We start from the raw sequence: 19,047 nt of genomic DNA on the forward strand, positions 1-19,047 counted from the left end.
AGGCCACAAGCGGCTTAGCCATCCACCCCGACCCAGGGCAGGCGAGCCAAATCTTCAAAGGTGGTCTGGCGCTCTTTTTCCAGTTCGGCAATGCGGCGCTTTTCGGCATAGATCTGATTTTGGTAATAGGCCAGTTGTTCAGCCGTTTGGGTATGGCTGCTCTCGCTCCACAGTTGCAAAAAGTGGCGATAGCGCTTTTCGCACAGGGTTTGCTCAATACAGGCCGCCGCCGCCCGAATCACCAGGGGGGCCCGCAGCACATCCCGCCGGGACTTTTCGTCGAGGTAAAACAAGTGCTGGGTTTGGGCCAAGGCTGCCGACTCAGCCGTGCGATCGCGCAACCAGCCAATCAGTTCATCGGGTGGCGCGGCGGCTTGCGATCGGAGCGTCTGCCAGAGGGCGCGATGGTGAGAAAAACTGAACTGCAGATCCCGGCTATCGAGCACCGTCGTCACTTCGGGCCGATGCTCGGCACTGTGGATAAAGACTCGCAGCAGGGCCGCTTCCGCTTCTTCGAGGGTGCTGGTTTGGGTGAAGGATAGGCGGGGACGAGCGGTTTCACCCTGGGGCGATCGCCGCTGTCGCCGCACCTGCACCATCAGGTTTTCGGCCAGCAGGGGCACCAGCCGCCCGTCCCCATTACTGAACATTTCCGCACATTGGCGCACATAGTGGGTGCGCGTATCGGCGTTGGCGATTTCACTCAGCAATTCCACAATCGCCTGGGACGACTGCTGAAATTGGTCGGCCTGGCTGAGATCGCGCCCCGCCACAATTTGCTGAATCTGCCAGTCAATCCACAGCGGTGCGTGATCGAGCAGGGCTTGGTACGCCTCGATCGGGTGATGCTGCAAATATTCGTCGGGGTCTTTGCCCTCGGGGATATTCAGCACCCGCAGCTGCACCTCGCCGCGATAGGCCATAGCTTCCACTTCGCCGATCGCCCGTTGAGCCGCCTTGACCCCCGCCGCATCGGCATCAAAGTTGAGAATCACCTGCTTCGACTCGGTGTAGCGCAGCAGTTGCCGCACCTGATTGGCATTCACTGCTGTGCCCAAAGCCGCCACCGCCGTCGGACTGCCCGCCGCATGCAGCGCAATCACGTCAAAGTAGCCTTCCACAATGACGGCGCGGTCCTGTTTCGCGATCGCGGGCCGCGCCTTATCCAGGCCGTACAGGGTTTGGCCCTTGTCAAAGAGTTCGGTGTCGGGGGAATTGAGATACTTGGGTTTGGCGTCGTCGGTCAGGCCCCGCCCGCCAAAGCCAATCACCCGGCCCCGCGTATCGTGAATGGGGATCATCAGGCGATCACGAAAGCGATCGTAATAGCCACTGCCCGAGGTGCGAGGCACGATTAGACCCGCCTTTTCCACCAGCGCCACGGGAAACTGTTTTTGCTCGACCAGATAGGCATACAGCGTTTGCCAGCCCCCCGGCGCATAGCCCAGCTGAAACTGTTGAATGGTCTCGTCTGTCAGCCCCCGCTGGGCGGTCAGATAAGTGAGCGCGGCGGCCCCATCCGGTCGCCGCAGGGCATGTTCATAAAAGCTGGTGGTCACCGCCAAGATTTCGTAGAGCTGCTCGCGCAGGGTCAGCTGTCGCTGCAATTCTTGCCGCTTTTCCGGCTCCAGCGTTTTGACCGGCACCTGGTATCGCTTGGCCAGATCGAGCACCACATCGGTGAACGATCGCTGCCCCAACTCCATCAAAAACTTGTAAGTATTGCCCCCGGCCCCGCAGGAAAAGCAATAGTAAAACTGCTTGGTGGGGCTGACGCTAAAACTGGGGGACTTGTCATCGTGAAAGGGACAGAGCCCGACATAGTCTTTGCCCTGCTTTTTGAGCACGACATGTTCCGACACGATATCAACGATGTCGGCGCGATCGCGCACCGCCGCAATAGTATCGGGATGAAGCCGGGGAGTAGACATGGAGGTATGGGGCCAAACCACCAGGACAAGTGCCCATTATCATAGCGAACCCCCAGCCTTAGAGCGGAGCCATGCCTGAAAACGCTAAAACGCTAGCTGAGACAGTTACAGGTCCGATTGCGGGGGCGCTCCGGTGAGCACCTGCAACAACAGCGCCAAAAAAGTTTGGGTGATCGCCCGGGTCATGGCGGCCTCGGGACAGGACGACAGGCGGGGCGACCAGTGCGATCGCTGGGCCTCTAGCTGATAAATGGCCTGGGCCAACTCGTACCCGGACTGCTGCCAGCGGTTGACTGCCAGCGGTTGCGCAGCTAACTGATCCCAGCATTGGATGAGCACAGGTTGGAGCACCGCCGTGAGCGGGTCAAGTTGCTGCGTGCTTTGCAAGGGGCTGGGCTCCGTGATCGTGGGCGGCCCTAGCGACCATTTGCCGCAGCAACGATAAGCCCATTGCATGAGCATGGGCAACGACAGGTGCAGGCGATCGCCGAGCGGCCACTGACCGGGCCGGGGCGGGGGGCCGTCCTTGATCCCTATCGCGGGGGGGGCGTCCGGCCAGCCGCCCTGGCCACATTGCTGCCACCAGGCGGCGACGCCCACGGGGGCAAGCGTTAATTCCAGGTTGCCGGTGGGCAGCACCTGCGCCACCAGCCCCGTGGCGATACTGTCCGGAATTGCCCGCTCGCGGGTTGTAAGGTGCTGGGCGATCGCGTGGGCGACGGTCAAGACTGGCTGCCCCTGAGCCGCCGCGACCGGATGCGCGATCGCCGATTGATACTGGTATCCCCCAGTGGCGCTCATCTGCATCGCACTGAGGGGAATCGCGGCGGGCGGCCAGCGCTCGTCCCCGCCCAGGCAACGATGCGACAGTATGGTTTGTAACCGGGTTTTCGGCGATACTGTCAGCAACCAAGCCCTGATCGCTGGGGATGGTTGCCATCTCGCGTCAGGGCGTATCATGGCTGGGTCGCTCTCTGGCGGTGGATGGGCGGGCGCCCCCTGGAGGGGCTGGGTAAGCATTTCTGAGTCGGCAGCATTTTGTAATACTCCCCTGACTAGCGATCATACGGAGGCTTTGCTTTAATATGAGATAAATTAAGTTTGAATTTTTCCGTAAATTCCCCGTTTAATTCCTCCTATCATTGAGATCCTGCCAAGGCGGTCTTTCGACGATCTGGGAGCTAGAGCCCGCTTCCTCAATCGGTATAATCGGCGCGAGTCAGCGAAGTTTTGTTTATTCTTGATCCCCCACAGCGTATATGTACCCAACATCATCGGCGAATCAGGCCCGGCCCTTTCTGACCTGGCAGAGAATATCTGACTGGGCCCAAGAACACTATCGGTGCCGCACTTTCGTAAAAGATGAGCGAATTCCGTCTCGCCCCGGCTTGTTATATCTGGTACAACGGGGAGCCGTCAGACTCACGGGCAGTGCCCAACTCGGGGTTAATGTCAGCACCGATGAAGAAGAAAGTCCCTCAACGCCGTTGATGGCTCAAGATGAAGAGGCCTTTCTCGGCTTTGTCGGGCCGGGGCAGCCCTTTGAAATTATTGCCCAGTCGCCGTTTTCGCTGCAAAGTTTTGCCCATGTCGATCAAACTGCGGTGATCTGGCTGTACTGGCATGATTTAGACAACTGGCCGCACTTTCGGCGCGAGGTGTTAGAAGCGTTTCGACATCAGCATCAGCGCAAGCTCCTATGGCTGAGCACCCTAGGGCAGCGGCGCACCATTGATCGCCTGATCGGCTTTTTGACGCTGCTGATCGAAGAGTTTGGCGAAACCTCGCCCGAAGGCTACTATTTGCCGTTTCCTCTGACCCATGCCCAAATTGGCAGTGCCATTGGCTCGACTCGTGTGACCGTAACGCGGCTGATGGGCAAGTTACGGCAGCAGGGAATTTTGGCCACCCATGGCGATGGCTTGATTTGTTTGCCAGGGCACAGTGATCTGCCCCTGAGCAAAGAAGCCTAGAGGGTAGACGGAAAATTGCCTCCCAGTTGATGACCGGGGATCAGTCGTTCGGTCGTTGTGACTTTCCGGGGCAAGTCTTCTCGTTTTGGTCAGGACTCTAGCCTTGGGCTGGCGCCAATCCGGGCCGTTTTATGGCTGATTGCCCAGCGCGGCTGGTGCGGTTCTCGATTCCTCAATAAAAGCTGCTATTCTGAGTGGTTCACTTTAGGATAGAGAATGGACTCCATCAGAGCGGTCGTTCAGTTTGGGTAGGGCGATTGAGTCGCGCGATCGCCGTGAGTTCCCGATCAGGTTCAGCTGCTCCCATGGTCAACACCGCAGGATTCGCGCCTCTGGCACATCATCATCGGGCGTAGGGCGGTTTGGGCCAAGCTGGCCGACAGCGATAATTTAAGTTTGAGAAGGGGACGCGATCGTGAAGTTTGTTGATTTAGCTGAAGTGACGGTCATTGGCGGCAAGGGCGGCGATGGCATGGTCTCTTTTCGGCGTGAAAAGTATGTCCCCGCGGGTGGACCTTCGGGGGGCAATGGGGGCCAAGGGGGTTCCGTTTATTTAATTGCGGAGTCTAACTTGCAAACGCTGTTGGATTTTCGGTTTGCCCATGAGTTCAAGGCGAAGCCGGGCGCACGCGGTGGCCCCAGCAATCGGACGGGCGCGAACGGCGACGATCGCTACATCGAAGTGCCCTGCGGCACGACCGTTTACGACGCCGAGACAGATGAGCTGATTGGTGATTTGATCACTCCGAAGCAGACGCTTTGTGTGGCGGCGGGCGGTAAAGGGGGCTTGGGCAACAAACATTTTCTCAGCAACCGTAATCGGGCTCCGGAGTATGCCCTGCCTGGCTTAGACGGCGAAGTCCGTCGCATTCGACTAGAGCTGAAGTTGCTAGCGGAAGTCGGCATTATTGGCTTGCCGAATGCCGGGAAGTCCACTCTAATTTCGGCCCTGTCGGCGGCTCGCCCCAAAGTGGCCGATTATCCGTTTACGACGCTAGTTCCCAACTTAGGCGTGGTGCGTAAACCCACGGGCGACGGCACGGTTTTTGCCGACATTCCTGGCCTGATTGCGGGTGCCCACGCGGGGTTGGGGCTGGGCCATGAGTTTTTGCGACACATTGAACGCACGCGACTGCTACTGCATTTGGTGGATGCCACCGCGCCTGATCCCCTGGCGGACTATCGCACCATTCAGCAGGAACTGGCTGCCTATGGCCATGACTTAAGCGATCGCCCGCAAATTTTGGCGCTGAATAAGGTTGATGCCATGTCACCGGAAGATGCGGCGGTCTTGGTCGAACTGATGGCAGAAGCCACGGGCAAAACGGTCTGGGCGATTTCTGCGGTGACCCGGCAAAATCTCGAAGATTTGTTACAAACGGTCTGGGAGGCATTGGACGCATTACCCAGTGCCGCTGCGAGTCTCCCCGCTGAGACCCCGCTGAGTAGTCCTGATTCGGCTCCCCTCGCCACGGCGGAGTTGTCGCTCACGAGTCTGGAAGGTCAATAGCCCTGGGGAACTCTGGCGTCAACGATCGCGTCAACGAAATTGGGCATGCTGTAGCTAGCGATCGCACGAAGGAGCAACCAAATCATGACGACACAATGGACCCGCTGGGTTTCTACCGGATTAACCGTGGGACTACTGGCCGCCAGTGTGGCGCTGCCGGTGAGCGCTCAGGTCACTGATCCCGCTGAGGACTCGACGCCCGAGGCCGAGGCCGAGACGACCAATGATGAAGTCGCGCTGCCCGATGAGGAAGTCCGCTTCAGCTGCGAGACGCAAAATGGTCGGCCGACGGTGATGTATGTTCCGGTGAGCCAGCCCGGTAACCTTTACGCCTGGGCCACCCCCGAAGATATGGGCGCCGCTTGGCCTGCCGAACGACGCTGTACCGAAATTGCCCGTCGCCTCGAAATGTATCGTCCCGATGGGCTGCTAGAGCTCCAAACCGGGCGGGAAAATGGCTACAACACCGTCTGCGTCACCACGGAAGCCGACGCGAGCTGCCGCATTGTGTTTACTGTGCCCGAGGGCCAAGATCCCGTCGCGACCCGCGATCGCGTGTTCGATAATTTAGTGCTGGCCGATCAGGGCCAAGCGACTGAAGGCGTCACGACCTTTGCCGAAGGAGACAGCCTGCTCGATGAGATTGGCAATGTGTTGGGATTCCCCACCGGGGGTGCTTCCTCAGTTACAGGTTCTGGGGGCATTAATCTTCAGCCGTTTTTAGATAGCGCTGATGGGGGCACGGGGGCGCAGCTCAATCAGAATAGTGGGGGTCGTCGCTTGAATCCAAATAATTTTTGACGCGCAATGGTGAAGCGGGCGAACAAAATCGCGTAGCATGAGGGGCGATGTGTTCAGCGATCGCCCCTCATGACCGCAACGAGTCCCCAAAAACCGGCCTGGGCTGGTGATGACTTTCTTTCCCAGGTGGTGAATCGGCTAATTCAGACCAAACCCCTGTATGCGCTGATGAAGCGACAGGCGCGGCAGGTGTTGATCAAAACGGCGGAAAAAAACGGCATTCCCTGGCGGCAAACCTGCGCTGAGTACGAAGCTGCGGGGGTCGCCGATCGCATTGATCAGGTCCAGAATCCTCAGGTCACCTACCCCGACTATTATCAAGTGCCGTTTCATGCCTATGAGGCGGGCAATTTGTGTTGGCAGGCCGCGTTTGAAGCGGAATCCGCCACCTACTCGATGGCGCTGCGGGTCTGGCCCGACGAAACGCTTACCCCCCAAGCGGCTCAAGATCGGCTGCGACACAGCTTTCACCAGGTCTTAGCGGAGTATCTCCCCCAGCCCGTGCAGGATGCGTTGGATATGGGCTGTTCGGTGGGCATTTCTACCCTGACGCTGCACCGTTGGCTGCAGCAGCGATCGCCCACCGTCCGCACGATCGGCCTGGATTTGTCGCCCCATATGCTGACGGTCGCCCAGGCCCGCGATATCCAGCACGAGATTACGCAATGGCTCCACGTCGCCGCCGAAGATACGGGGCTGCCGTCCCACTCCTTTGATCTGATCTCCCTGCAGTTTGTCACCCACGAACTGCCCCGGACGGCGGCTCGCGCCATTTTTCAAGAAGCGTGGCGGCTGCTGCGGCCCGGCGGCACGTTGGCGATCGCTGACAACAACCCCAAATCACCCGTCATCCAGAATCTACCGCCCGTCATTTTTACGCTGATGAAAAGCACGGAACCCTGGAGCGACGACTACTATACCTTCGACATCGAAGCGGCGTTGGCCGACCTGGGATACGAGCGAGTCGTGACCCACGAAACGGATCCTCGCCATCGCGCCATCTTGGCTCAAAAGCCTGCTTCATAAGGCCAGTTTCGTCGAGCCCGTGATGGGCTCAACGGCCTGCTGACTTCAGGATTTTTTCAAGGTACGCAGCTGTTGCTGGAGCGTTTGAGTATCCACCGGCAAATGGCCATAACGCCAGCGTAGATAGGCCTGGACAATTGTCATCACTTGTTCGCCTTGGGTGAACTGTGGGGTTTGTGCCAGGGCCTGGGCATATTCCAACGGGGTTTGGGAAGGCCGTTTGGGGTGACCTTGGGTCGCTAGCCACGTCAGCATTTGCTGATAGAGCCGCTCCATCGGAGAGAGTTGACGCAGGCGGTGGTGTTGTCGCCAGCTTTGCCATCCCTTCCACAGCAGCCAACTCAGGAAAAAGAGTCCCGTCAGCGCCAGCAGGGCCGCTAAAAAGCCCACCAGCCCTTCACTAAAAAAGCGGACCAGCCGGGAAAAGAGCGTAAACAGCCAGGTCACGACCCCCGTTAACCAACCCGTCACTGGAGAGGGTAACCATCCCGCGACCCAGTTCCAAAACTGCCGCAGCACCGAGAAGGTCTGACTGTCTTTGATGGAGGGGGGGATGAGCTCATGCCCCGGAATCGGGTCGAAGCCAAACCAGCCATAGCCGGGGAAAAAGACTTCGGTCATGGCATAGGCATCGGTGTTGCTAACGACGTAGTAACCCGTGAAGGGGTTAAAGTTACCCGTGCCGAATCCGGTGACTAGTCGGGCCGGAATGCCAATGCTTCGCAACATGACGGTCAGCACGGTAGAGAAGTGGTCGGGATAGCCGCCTTCGTAGGTGAATAAGAACGTTTCCACTAAGTCTTCGTCTTCAGCAAAGAACGGCAGCTCAGTTTGGATGGTGTAGTTTTGTTTGAGAGTCTGGGCAAGATACAGCGCCTGTTCGTAGGGATCGGTGAGGGGATTGGGGGATTGGGCGAGTAGGGCTTCGGTGTGCTGCCGCACCCGATCGCGAATCTCTGGCGGCACTTGCAAGTATATTTGCCGGATTTCATCTTCATAGTTGCGCGAGGCGGCCCGCAGTTGCGTGCGATCGCGATACGGCACATCCGAGACAACAGTGTAGGTGATACCCGGTGATAGCGGGATGGGCGATCGCAGCGCTCCCTCAGCATCGATCGCCACCTCACGGGTGGGAAAGTATAGATCCTCTGCTTGATACAGTGCCGGAATCAAGTTCGGCAAATTATTCACCACGGTGTAGCTTTGTACGACCTCGCGCTCACGCCCCTCGGTGTTGTAACGCACCACTTGATTCGCCGCTGCCGGCAACCGAGTGCGAAAAGACACACTAGAGCGCTGAAAGAGTTCGATCTCGTCGGGCCGAGATAATTCCCACCCTTGCCCGGTGTAGTAGTCAAAAGACAGCACCCGCCAGAAGCCCGGTGATTGCGATCGCACCCGCATCACGACTTGTGGGGTCATGGTGCCGCGTAGGTTTTGGTTCATGCGATCGCTAAAACCGTAATAGCTAGTGTCATCAAGTTCTCCCGGGCCGTCTGTAGGGCTGTTGCCCTGAATTTGCGAGCTATCACCATTGGTCCCGTCTAACTCAGACGCCATTTGACTGCCAGACGAATAGCCGGGGTTGAAGATCTCATCGCCGCTAAACTCACCTTGAAAGTCGATGGTGCCGCTGAGGGGAAAATTGCGAATCTGATAACCTGGCAGGCGAGGCAAGGCCGCAAAGATGGTTAAGCCTAAACCGAGGGTCAATAGCGTTAGCCAGATCAACCGTTTGGGTTTGAGGGTGGCGCGTAGGTTTGTCCCCGTTGGCAATGCCAGCAAGTGCAACCGTGACTGATAGTCCAGAATCAGCACGGGGAGAATCAGCGCCAGAAATAGGATTAGCAGCGGCGCAAAGGTAAACGACTGACTCACCGTGGCCGCCACGCCAAGCAAAATCAACCCGATCACAATGGAGTAGCCCAGGTCTTTGCGTCGGGGCATGTCAAAGCTGTGCAATACCTGCAGGTGAATTAACAACTCTGCTAGTTGGATGCGGGTGTCGCTTTCGCGGCCGACCAGCCCCGCCAAAAAAATCCCCAGCGCCATCAACATGCCAAAGGCAATCAAAAATTTGACCGTGACGTTGCTGCGGTATCGCGCTTTCCAACTCCAATAGCCGCCCAGCGCCCCGAGGGGAATAGCCACGAGGTTGAAGTAGGACGCTTGGGTGACGCCAGCGGCGGCAACGGAGACGGAGGCAATGCCCACACTGACGAGGATTTGCACCAAAGTCCGCAGCAGAATCGAGTCTTCGACGGTTTCTGAGGCGGTGGTGCGATCGCGCCAGCGTTGTTGCCAGGTTTGTCGCAGGGAGGTCGGCGTGGGAGTCATGGCTCAGGAGTGGGAGAGTGGCTGGGAGTGGGAGGGTCGCTGGGTCTTTGGGTTGCAGGGAGCCAGTTCTGTAATGTCAGTGTGCCCGACGCTTGGGGGGCATTTTCATTGGGCTTAGCGGGGGCTCAGAATTCAATACGATCGCCCTGCAGCCAGAGTGCGATCGGGACGGCGTTGCCGAGGGGACCAATGCGCACTTCGACAAAAAAACGCGGTTGTTCGGTGCCAGTTTGGGCTTCGCGTATACGATTTTCCAGATCCAGGCGTTCAGCTTCGGGTAGATAGTAGCGTTCCAGCCCGTAGACAATGCGATCGCCCCGATAGGTGCCTTTGAGTGCGATCTGATGGGGGGGGAGGTCACGCGGGCGATCGCGGGTCACGCGAATGGGCGTCCACGGTTCTCCCACGATGGTGGCACTGGGAGCCTCGACCTGGGTTTGATCGGCGAGGACGACGTAAAATGACTGGCCGGGACGCAGCAGTTGGGGGGTGTCTGGCGGGTCTAAATTGGCTTGAATGGCTTCCCAACCGTCGAGGGTGCTGAGGACTCCCCGCTGCGAAATGTCGTATCGCAGGGTCGTGTAATAGCCGCGAAAGGGATCGTATGGGTCCACGGGGACCGTGCGCAAAATGACCGTCGTACCCATGAGGGTCGCCATCGCCGCCTGCAAGGGCACCGCCACAATCAGGAGTGTTTGGAGCAACAACGGGAGGGCGATCGCCCATAGCCCCAACTGAGGCCAGCGGGATTTGGAGGGTGGGGGCATCATGGCGTATCGACCCGCAACGTCCGGACATAATGCTCAAACCACAGCCCTACCACAATGAAGCCTACGCCACAGACTACAAACACCAGCGATTTCACCAATAATCCTGTTTCGTATTCTAAGACGCGGCTCAAAATCTGCAGGGTGAGCATCACCAAGCCCCACCAAAACGGTGCTCGCGTACCGGCACCGAGCCCTTCACGCATCATGCCCAGCGATAGCACCGCCAACAGCACATTCATGACGGTGGTAGCAAAAATTGGCAGGGGTCCGGCGGCAAACGTGAGCCAAAACAATCCTGCGGTGATGCCTAAAAAGGTGAGGACAATGGCACTCAGGCTATCCAGTCGCCAGGGGCGCTGCTGTCGCCAGCCCAGGTAAATCCACGCGCCCACCGTCCATGCGGCCAGGAGGCTCAGGGTCAGCATGACCAGGCCCGAATTGCGCCAGAGCAGCGGCGATTCTAAGAAAGTACGACTGGCCGACGCTAACCAGGCATCCCGAAACGAGAGCACCCAGTAGATTAAGCTCAAGCTCAAGAGCATGAGTCCCCTGGCTACGGGTTGAAAGGGGCGTTCGTCATCACTCTCGGCTGCGGTTCGGCGAGAGGATGTAGGGGGCTCCATTGCGGTCTGTCGCGACGCTCTTCGCCTTGGCCGTAGGAACGGCAGCCGCTGTAATTGTTGGCCCAAAAAGAGCCATAGCGTATCGTCATAGGCCCACAGCAGGGCAAACGGCAAGATGAGGACCAGGGCATCAATCCAATAGGGCAGCGATCGCCCTACGTCTAAAATCAAAATCATCAGTGATGAATTGATGGCGATCGCGCTCAGGGCAAAGAGGAGCGGCGAGCCACAACGATAGGCCAGGGGAATAAAGAGTGCCGCCACCAGCAGGGGCATGATTTGCAGCGTCCAGACCCCCAGCAGCGAATTTTGTAGCCACACCATATCCCAGAGGGCGCTCCAATAGCCCACCCCGAGAATCAGCAGGGCCAACATGCCGAGAAACGGTAGCCGTATGCCGTACGCCATGGCCAAGACACCGATCGCCCAGGTCGTACAGAGTTCATAGCGGGTGCTGCTGGTGTGGACGATTTGCCCCATCAGGGCCAGATTAGCACCGAGCAGCAGCGCCCCCAGCAGCAACAAGGCTTGCCCCAGCCGTCGCCAGCGATCGTTCGGGCCTACCCGATTCATCAGGCCAAAGCCGCTGAGATCGCACATCAGCATGGCAATAAACAGCAAGCCTGCTTTGACCGTTTGCGAGAGGGCTTGCCAGTTTGCCGCCACAAAGGTGATGGCCCCAATGCCGATCAAAATGCTGCCCAGCCCCAGCAAAATCATGATGAAGCGATCGCGAGCTGCGGTTTCGAGGGTCGCAAACTCATATTGCTCAGCCAGTTGCTGATATTGCTCTGCGGAGATGAGCTCGCTGGTCCGCCACTTGTGGGCTTCTCGCTGGAGCTCACGCCGAAACTCATCTGACGCCACGGCACCTTCTCTCACCACGCCAACGGCTATCAGCTTGCCAGTCCGATTTGAGAACTGCAAGCCAGCACCTCAGTAAACTGACAAAAGTTTGCTTTATAAACCCTCAGGATGCTGTGCCCGTGCAAAATCGTTTACGCCAGTGGTTGCCCCAACTCGACCGTCGCATTTGGCTGTTGGCCGCGGGCCGTCTCTTGTCGCAAATTGGCATTGGGTTCGTTTTATTTTACGCCCCGATTTTTTTTGTGAATGAGGTGGGGTTGTCGGCGACCCAAGTCGGGCTGGGGGTCGGCAGCGAAGCATTATCGGGACTAGTGGGCCGCTTTTTGGGCGGCTCGATGACTGATTCGGCCTTTTGGGGACGGCGCAAAACGCTGTTATTGTCGGCCCTGATTTCCGCGCTGGCGGATGTCGTTTTGCTAGTTTCCAATAATTTTCCTGTGTTTGTCTTGGGTAATTTGCTGATGGGGTTTGGGGTCGGGTTGTATTGGCCTTCAACGGAAGCGGTGGTGGCAGATATTACCCCAGCGGACGATCGCAGTGAATCGTATGCGGTCGTGCGGTTGGCAGATAGCATTGGGCTCGGCGTCGGGGTGATTTTGGGCGGGGTGCTGATCTCAACGACTCAGCGCTATCGACTACTGTTTGCGGTGGATGGGATTTCGTTCCTCGTCTTTTTTGGGCTGATTTATTGGACGATTAAGGAAACTCGCCCAGATCAGGAAAGCGATCGCACCTTTCTGCAAGGCTGGAACGTGGCCCTACGGGATGCCCTGCTGCTCATTTACGTGACGGTCAATATTCTCTTCACCAGCTACATCGCCCAAATTCAGAGCACGCTGCCGGTCTACGTTAACCAGTTTGTCCCCACGCCAACGGGCTCGGGCTTGCCCGAGGCGACTATCAGCATTTTATTCACCGGGCATGTGATTTTAGCCGCGCTGGTGCAACTGCCCATCGCCCGGCGGCTCAAGCCGCTGCCCTATCCCCAAGCGTTGATGGTGTCGGCTTGCTGTTGGGGCCTCGGTTTTACCTTAGTATGGGCCACGGGCATCGGTGTCTTGCGGCCAGCGAGTTTGGGCATTGGGTTAGCCTTGGCGATTATGGCGCTAGCGCTGACGGCCTACACACCGGTCGCAGCGGCTTTTGTGGTGATGCTGGCACCTGAGGCGCTGCGGGGCGTCTATCTATCTGTGAACTCGATGTGTTGGGCGATCGGTTACATGATTGGCCCCCCTATCGGCGGCTGGGCACTGGATCAATCCGCTGCTGTCGCAAATGGTTTTTGGCTGGTTGCGGCGGTGAGCGTGGTGCCATTATTGGCCGTCTTGACCCTGCTCGATCGCCGTCTGGCGGCCCAACCTCATCGCTCTCTATAACGTTGCTGTATTGGTTGACCCATGATTTCAGGATTGCAGACGGTGCCCCAAAGATGTCTCGGTGTCGTGGTCGGCTTCGGCCTCGCGATCGCCCTGGCAAGCTGTAGTGAAACGGTGACTAACGACTTTGAAGCGATGGCCGTCACCACCTATACCTGGCGAGCCGAATATCTCCCCGCAGGGGTGAATCAAGATCGCCCCCGCGATCGCCGCATCGAGGAATTTGAGACCAATTCCCTCATCAACATGAATGGTGAGCCGACGGTTGATCCTACCGGAGAACGCGACTCTGACGGCATCTGGTGGCCCGCCCTGCCCCCCAAACCGACGGTGGATGAGTTGGAAGCGCGCCTCCAAGATGGCGAAAAGTATGAGGAACCGCTGATCGACAAATCCATCGACTTCACTATCACCTTTGACCAACAGGGCCAGACCGTCACCCTGCCGACGAATGCCGCCGTGTATCGTCTCGCGGTGCAAGCTACCGAACGAGATCGCCCCCTAAAACTGCTGCTTGGCCCCCAGGATGGCTCGGTACAAAAAGCCGAAATTCAGTAAGGTAAAAACAGCGGAGCGTATGCAACCGCACCCCTGTCACCCAACCACCCTCACCCTCACCCACTCCCCTATGGAAGACCGCGATCGCATTCCTCCCGGCATGAGCCCGGAAAAGTACAAACGGCTGATGGCCGAAGCTAAAGCCCCTTACAAGGGGCTGAGAAAGTTTGTGTATGGCAGCTTTGCGGCGTCGGGTGCGATCGGGGCGTTCATCTTTTTTACTCAAGCCCTGGCGGGGCGGGATGTGGGGTCGGCCCTGCCGAATCTCGCCCTACAAATTGGCGTCGTTGCCCTGATGGTCTTTCTCTTTCGCTTAGAAAGTCGTAAGACAAAAAAGTAAGGGACTGCTCGGACAGCGCTGAGTAACCAACCGGATTTGGGTGGTCTCGGGCTCTACAAAATCGCCTCACTCGCCCTTGCGATCGGCCCAGGGCTTTAAGGTATCGCTCGCCAGCCGTTCACTAAAGCCCGCGATAAACGCCGCCACAAAGATTTTGTACACTTCTTGCGAGTCAATCACCCCAAGCGGATCGCGCCGCTGTAGGCTCGTTGAGCTGCTGCTGGTTTCCTCGTACAGATCAAAGCCCGCCGGCAGTACATCCACCACTTTGGTACTTAATAGGGCAAACACCACCACGCCAAACACGGCACCGATCAACGGTTTTAGGCAGCCTAGTGCGTAAGGATTTTTGAGGTTGTCTTCGTCCAGCTTATCCAGTCGAATGACGATGCTCATCATGCTGCCGAGCGCTCCCGCAAACGCGGCCAGCGCCAACCGACTGAGGTGATTTTGAATCTGCTGATTATTCAACCAATTGGCGATGAGTTTCAACGTCGTATCAGGATCGGGGTCTTGATTGAGATTGAGATCGTTCGCTTCAGACGTGCGGGCGGCGTTAATCTGCTCAGTGAGCGCATTGATTTCCAGCAGCAGGGTATCGACCTTATCTCGCTGGACTTGAATCTGTGAGGTCAACTCTCGCTCTTTTTGAGGTAGGGCCGTCGTCGCATCGGTGCCAGGGGCCGCGTTGGATGCCGCCGCTGCCGTCGACTCGCTGGTAGAGGGGGGTGCCGCTGCCTGATCTCCGGCAGCAGGCTCGGCGGGAGCCGTCGCTGCATTTTCAGGATTGGTTGCGTCGGGCTCGGGGGCCGCTGTTGGCTCTGGGCTGGTTGATTCCTCCGGTTCTGCCACCCGATTCTGGAGCGCTTGAGCCGCGATGCTGTTTTGTATGGCCTGTCGCTCTGTTTCCTGGTTGCGCAACAGCTGCACTGCTTCCTGCAGGGTTTGCAGGTCGGTGTTGCGCTTTTGCTGTAGCTGGAGGCTTTTAGGCACGGGTGATTCGAGCTGGCGGCTCACCGTCGTGAACACGCCTGAAACCGTCGCAATCGTGACAATGGCCAGCGATAACGTCGTTGCCATGCCCAGCATCACGCGGGCTTGGGGCGAGCGAAAGCGGTTGATATCGCTCAGGCGGCTCGCGAGCCAGCCGAAGCCAAAGCAGTATTCGTAGCGGTGCAGTTGACGCTCCACAAATACTTCAGTCTCTTCTAGCAAATCGGGGGCCGCTGCTGTCTGGTAATCGAGGCGATCGACGGCGCGATCAATTTGATACACCAGCGGGCGCAACTGGGGGGCAATGGATCCGGCTTTGTTAAACCATAAGTCTGGCTGCATCCAGTTGGGGCGCACCGCGCGGCAATGGCTCAGGCCATCAATTCGATGTAGTAAACCCGCCAGGTGGTTGAGTCGCTTGGCGATCGCGGCGTTGAGGGGGGTGTCGAGCGGCTCTCGGAACAGTGACGATGGCGGCTGGAGGGATTGCTGCAGTCGTTGCAGTTCTTGATCGATCGCTAACGTGTCATTGCCTAAACCAGAGGGCGGAGCGATCGCCCGTCGTTCAATTTGCACTTCGTCGAGCAACCATCTGAGCAATTCAAATCCGTTGCGCACGTTCAATCGATTGAGCGAGGCCGTGATGTCGCTGGCATCACCGGGGTCTGTCGTAATCTGGTCGACGAAATGGGTGATGGCTTCGAGGTCTTTTTGGTATTCGGCTTGGCTCGTCGCTTCCAGGGCAATGTCATTGCTAGCGAGTAAGCTCTCAGCCTGGCGAATGCCCCGGCGGAGCTGGGCCAGTTGTTGACGCAGGCGGCGCGGCGTGTGCTCAATCGCTTGCAGCTGGGTTTGCTTTTGGTGAATGCGCGTCAAGGTTTGCTCAATGAGCTCACTTAACTCAGACTCGGTAACAGTCGGATGATTCGTTCCGGTCATGGTTAAAGCCTCTCAAGAGGTTTTCAGACTGGTCGTGGTGACAGATTTAACGATCGCCTCTGCTGCTGACACCCAGCTAGCATCTGCTGCCCTTCAAGTTATCGCAGGGTTGATGGGCAGCCGCACTTTTCTAGATACGTGTTGATGAACGTAACGTTGCGTTAAGTCAGGTCAATATGAATATTGGTTTTCGAGCGTGTATTCAATTGGAGATAGGGGCGAACAGGCAATCTCACTACAATCAGACTAGTCAAGATAATTATCTCTCACGTCTAAAAATCCCCAATCAGTTTGGAGAAGGGGGAGGATACCTTGCCAAAGTCTTTCTCGACAAAATCTAATATATTCGAATATGCTAAACCTTTTTTCTTGATGTGTTTGCACCTCACCTTTTCAATATAATCACTATGTTCTTGCCCTTTTTTGAAATCCCATAATGCTTCCTTAGACAATAAAACTAAAAGGTGGTAACCCAGGACGATTAAAGTCTCAAGCTTGTGATCAAGATTCTTTCTTTGCTGTTCAAGAAAAGCTATCGCCACCACACCATTTTCTTTTTCCTTTTCGTCATAAACTCTTTGTGCGAGAATTAAGAAATCTCGGTTTGCACGCTGTACATCTAGATAGAAAGCTATCCATCCAACAAGCTCATCCGAAAAGATTCCGCCTTTTTCAATAAATATCTTGTTGAGACTATCTGTATTAAATGTGCGGCCTAAAACCTCTAAATTTGAGAGCATATTGATTTTCCTTTCAAATAGCTGAGGCTGTAACATTCTTACGACACTTATTTTGGATTCAATCAAGGCTGCTAGTAGCTTTGCAGTCGATTTTCTCTCTCGTTCTTGTTTTAGATACTCTAATCTCAAATTAACAACGAAAATAAACAAGCCTGTGAATCCAGAAGTGAGAGGAATAGCTAGCAAAGAAAATGTGCTCTCTGGGATTTTGGTTGCGATTTCAATCGAGTAAATAATTAAAAATGGAAAAAGAATTAAGGCAAGACTTATTGAAACTAATCTATGCTTGGTTGTGATGTTCTTGAGCAGAGATTGTATGTGACCGTTAGCTAGGTTTAGCCATATACAAAGCAAGATAACTCCAGTTGCCGCAGCTCCTAAAAGATATTCTCTCATGCCTTGAAATCCATCTCTTTTCTACTACAGGAATTTGTTAATTACGCTGAGGCTTGCACAGTAAATAGAATTGGGGTTTCAATACTGAAATCGGCTTGTTCTTCGCCAGATCTAGTACTGTTGCCAAAACTTCTGTGCTGATGCGAAAGCTGAATTCGGCGGGCTTTGATGTTTCAGTTCTGGCAGAGGCGATATAGTCCGCTTGCTTAGCTGACAAAATGATACTCAATGTCTCGCAATTGTTGACTTGCAGGTTTTTGCGGCTTTGCGGGCGGCGCGATCGCCCCCAAACTGAACCGGGCACACTGTAGAAGATCGCAACCGCTTTCTCTCATCGAGCCCTATGCACGACCCTCAAACCATCGGTACCTTGATCCAGTCTCGCTACAAGATTCTGGATGTGTTGGGTCGGGGCGGCAGCGGCATTACCTATCGGGCCGAAGATACTTTTACCGGACGGCAAGTGGCGTTGAAAGAGCTATCCCTCAAGGGGCTGAGCGACTGGAAAAAGCTGGAACTATTTGAACGGGAAGCGCAGGTGCTCAAAGACCTGGATCATCCCGCCATTCCTGACTATGTCGATTACTTTCAGGTCGATACGGCGGATAATCGTCAGTTTTATATCGCTCAGAAAATTGCCGAGGGGCGATCGCTGGCGGAGTTAGTGGCGGCGGGCGATCGCTTCTCGGAAACTGAGGTGGAGCGCATCGCCGCCGAAGTGCTGGAGGTACTGCAATATCTGCACGGTTTGAACCCGCCGATCATCCACCGCGACATCAAACCCCAAAACCTGATTCGCGGCACCGATGGGCGGATTTATCTGGTGGATTTTGGCGCGGTGCAGATGGCCTACCGAGAAGCCACCGCTTTTGGCAGTACCGTGGTGGGCACCTATGGCTACATGGCGCCCGAACAGTTTCGCGGGCAAGCGTACCCGGCAACCGATTTGTATGGGCTCGGGGCGACTTTGTTGCACCTGCTGACCCATCAGAATCCGGCTGACTTGCCCCAAAAGCGTTTGCAAATCGATTTTCGCCCCTATGTCACGGTGACGGAGCCGTTTGCCGATTGGCTCGAAGGATTGCTCGAACCCCTGTTAGAAGATCGCTTTACCTCGGCCAGCCAAGCCTTTGACCAGCTCACCCGCCCCGCGCTGCTCCCGCGCAGGCGATCGCAGAGGGGCCACACCGGGACTCTTCAACATTTACCGTCTGACAGCAAAGTGAAGCTGAGTCGGAGTCGCCGTCGCCTATCGCTACGGTTGCCGCCAGTGGGCCTGAACCGGGGAGAAACGGGCGGCATGGCCTTCTTGGCGCTGATTTTGAACGGCTTTATGTTGATGTGGACGGGTGGGGCGATTTTGGGTGGCGCACCTATTATCTTCGTGCTCTTTTCGGTGCCGTTTTGGGTCGTTGGCATCGGTATGTTGTGGGCGCTATTGCATGCCTTGGCGGGGGTTGTGGTGCTCGAAGTGCGGGGCGATCGCTACAGGCTGACGCAGCAATTGCTGGGCTGGAAACGTCAATACGAGGGAGCTACCCGTGACCTCTACAGTGCCGAGCTGGTGACGGCCTACAGCCAAAATGACCGTCCGGTGAAGACGATTACCCTCAAAATCGGCACCAGAACTCATAAGTTTGGCACGGCCTATTCCGATGCTGAAAAAGCGTGGGTTGCGACTGAAATTCAAGCGTTCATTCAAGATCAGCGCGACGAATCGTGAGTCAGATGTGTCCCTCACAGAATGTATGATTAACGGCTCCCGGCCAGCCACATGACTACTCATTTCTGTGCTGCATCATTCCTTACCAAGGCGATCGCGATTCAAGCGGTAGAATCTAAATCCGTGGCTATGACATCCACCACG

Annotated in this window: 15 protein-coding genes; 8 read left to right on the top strand and 7 right to left on the bottom strand. The window is 56.6% G+C overall.

Going from position 1 to position 19,047, the window contains the following annotated elements:
• Positions 1 to 14: 14 nt before the first annotated feature.
• The gene (gene dnaG / locus DYY88_RS17325) at positions 15 to 1,931 is read right to left on the bottom strand and encodes a DNA primase (protein WP_039726559.1); all 1,917 of its coding nucleotides are present in this window, start codon (positions 1,929 to 1,931) and stop codon (positions 15 to 17) included.
• A 105-nt stretch (positions 1,932 to 2,036) separates the two neighbouring features.
• On the bottom strand, positions 2,037 to 2,891 hold the full coding sequence (locus DYY88_RS17330) for a hypothetical protein (RefSeq protein WP_130199494.1): 855 nt from the start codon (positions 2,889 to 2,891) through the stop codon (positions 2,037 to 2,039).
• Positions 2,892 to 3,190: 299 nt separating this feature from the next.
• On the opposite strand from DYY88_RS17330, the gene DYY88_RS17335 reads away from it, so the two are divergent.
• The 4 genes from DYY88_RS17335 to DYY88_RS17350 all read left to right on the top strand — a co-directional run bounded on the left by DYY88_RS17335 (position 3,191) and on the right by DYY88_RS17350 (position 7,241).
• Positions 3,191 to 3,904, top strand: a complete 714-nt coding sequence (locus DYY88_RS17335; protein WP_039726561.1) for a Crp/Fnr family transcriptional regulator — start codon at positions 3,191 to 3,193, stop codon at positions 3,902 to 3,904.
• Positions 3,905 to 4,319: 415 nt separating this feature from the next.
• A complete protein-coding gene (obgE, locus tag DYY88_RS17340) occupies positions 4,320 to 5,414 on the top strand; it encodes a GTPase ObgE (RefSeq protein WP_084607042.1) in 1,095 nt (364 codons plus the stop codon).
• 84 nt (positions 5,415 to 5,498) lie between these two features.
• The gene (locus tag DYY88_RS17345) at positions 5,499 to 6,215 is read left to right on the top strand and encodes a COP23 domain-containing protein (protein WP_039726562.1); all 717 of its coding nucleotides are present in this window, start codon (positions 5,499 to 5,501) and stop codon (positions 6,213 to 6,215) included.
• Between the two features lie 69 nt (positions 6,216 to 6,284).
• Positions 6,285 to 7,241 (top strand): class I SAM-dependent methyltransferase, encoded by a 957-nt coding sequence (locus DYY88_RS17350; protein ID WP_039726564.1) that lies wholly within the window; start codon positions 6,285 to 6,287, stop codon positions 7,239 to 7,241.
• A 45-nt stretch (positions 7,242 to 7,286) separates the two neighbouring features.
• Here DYY88_RS17350 and DYY88_RS17355 read toward each other — a convergent pair whose 3' ends face one another.
• The 3 genes from DYY88_RS17355 to DYY88_RS17365 all read right to left on the bottom strand — a co-directional run bounded on the left by DYY88_RS17355 (position 7,287) and on the right by DYY88_RS17365 (position 11,898).
• Positions 7,287 to 9,578, bottom strand: a complete 2,292-nt coding sequence (locus tag DYY88_RS17355; RefSeq protein WP_044151175.1) for a transglutaminase TgpA family protein — start codon at positions 9,576 to 9,578, stop codon at positions 7,287 to 7,289.
• A gap of 125 nt (positions 9,579 to 9,703) precedes the next feature.
• Entirely contained in the window at positions 9,704 to 10,348 is a 645-nt protein-coding gene (locus DYY88_RS17360) for a GDYXXLXY domain-containing protein (protein WP_044151176.1), read from the bottom strand.
• Positions 10,345 to 11,898, bottom strand: coding sequence for a DUF2157 domain-containing protein (locus DYY88_RS17365; protein ID WP_052288367.1), 1,554 nt, complete (start codon positions 11,896 to 11,898; stop codon positions 10,345 to 10,347). Before DYY88_RS17365 ends, DYY88_RS17360 begins: the two co-directional genes overlap by 4 nt.
• Before the next feature lie 59 nt (positions 11,899 to 11,957).
• Here DYY88_RS17365 and DYY88_RS17370 point away from each other — a divergent pair, with 59 nt between their 5' ends.
• From DYY88_RS17370 to DYY88_RS17380, 3 genes are read left to right on the top strand one after another with little or no spacing between them, the layout of a single operon-like run.
• Entirely contained in the window at positions 11,958 to 13,214 is a 1,257-nt protein-coding gene (locus DYY88_RS17370; RefSeq protein ID WP_039729788.1) for an MFS transporter, read from the top strand.
• 21 nt (positions 13,215 to 13,235) lie between these two features.
• Complete coding sequence (locus DYY88_RS17375) at positions 13,236 to 13,772, top strand: hypothetical protein (RefSeq protein ID WP_039726565.1); 537 nt, start codon at positions 13,236 to 13,238, stop codon at positions 13,770 to 13,772.
• A 19-nt stretch (positions 13,773 to 13,791) separates the two neighbouring features.
• Positions 13,792 to 14,112, top strand: coding sequence for a DUF3493 domain-containing protein (locus tag DYY88_RS17380; RefSeq protein ID WP_367889306.1), 321 nt, complete (start codon positions 13,792 to 13,794; stop codon positions 14,110 to 14,112).
• A 66-nt stretch (positions 14,113 to 14,178) separates the two neighbouring features.
• Here the strand turns inward: DYY88_RS17380 and DYY88_RS17385 are convergent, their stop codons facing one another.
• Positions 14,179 to 16,044, bottom strand: coding sequence for a hypothetical protein (locus tag DYY88_RS17385; RefSeq protein ID WP_039726568.1), 1,866 nt, complete (start codon positions 16,042 to 16,044; stop codon positions 14,179 to 14,181).
• Between the two features lie 272 nt (positions 16,045 to 16,316).
• Positions 16,317 to 17,180: a hypothetical protein gene (locus DYY88_RS17390; protein WP_039726569.1), complete on the bottom strand. Its 864-nt coding sequence runs from the start codon at positions 17,178 to 17,180 to the stop codon at positions 16,317 to 16,319.
• A 343-nt stretch (positions 17,181 to 17,523) separates the two neighbouring features.
• On the opposite strand from DYY88_RS17390, the gene DYY88_RS17395 reads away from it, so the two are divergent.
• The gene (locus DYY88_RS17395) at positions 17,524 to 18,903 is read left to right on the top strand and encodes a serine/threonine protein kinase (protein ID WP_039726571.1); all 1,380 of its coding nucleotides are present in this window, start codon (positions 17,524 to 17,526) and stop codon (positions 18,901 to 18,903) included.
• Positions 18,904 to 19,047 lie beyond the last annotated feature (144 nt).

The organism is Leptolyngbya iicbica LK, assembly GCF_004212215.1.
Classification (GTDB): domain Bacteria; phylum Cyanobacteriota; class Cyanobacteriia; order Phormidesmidales; family Phormidesmidaceae; genus Halomicronema; species Halomicronema iicbica.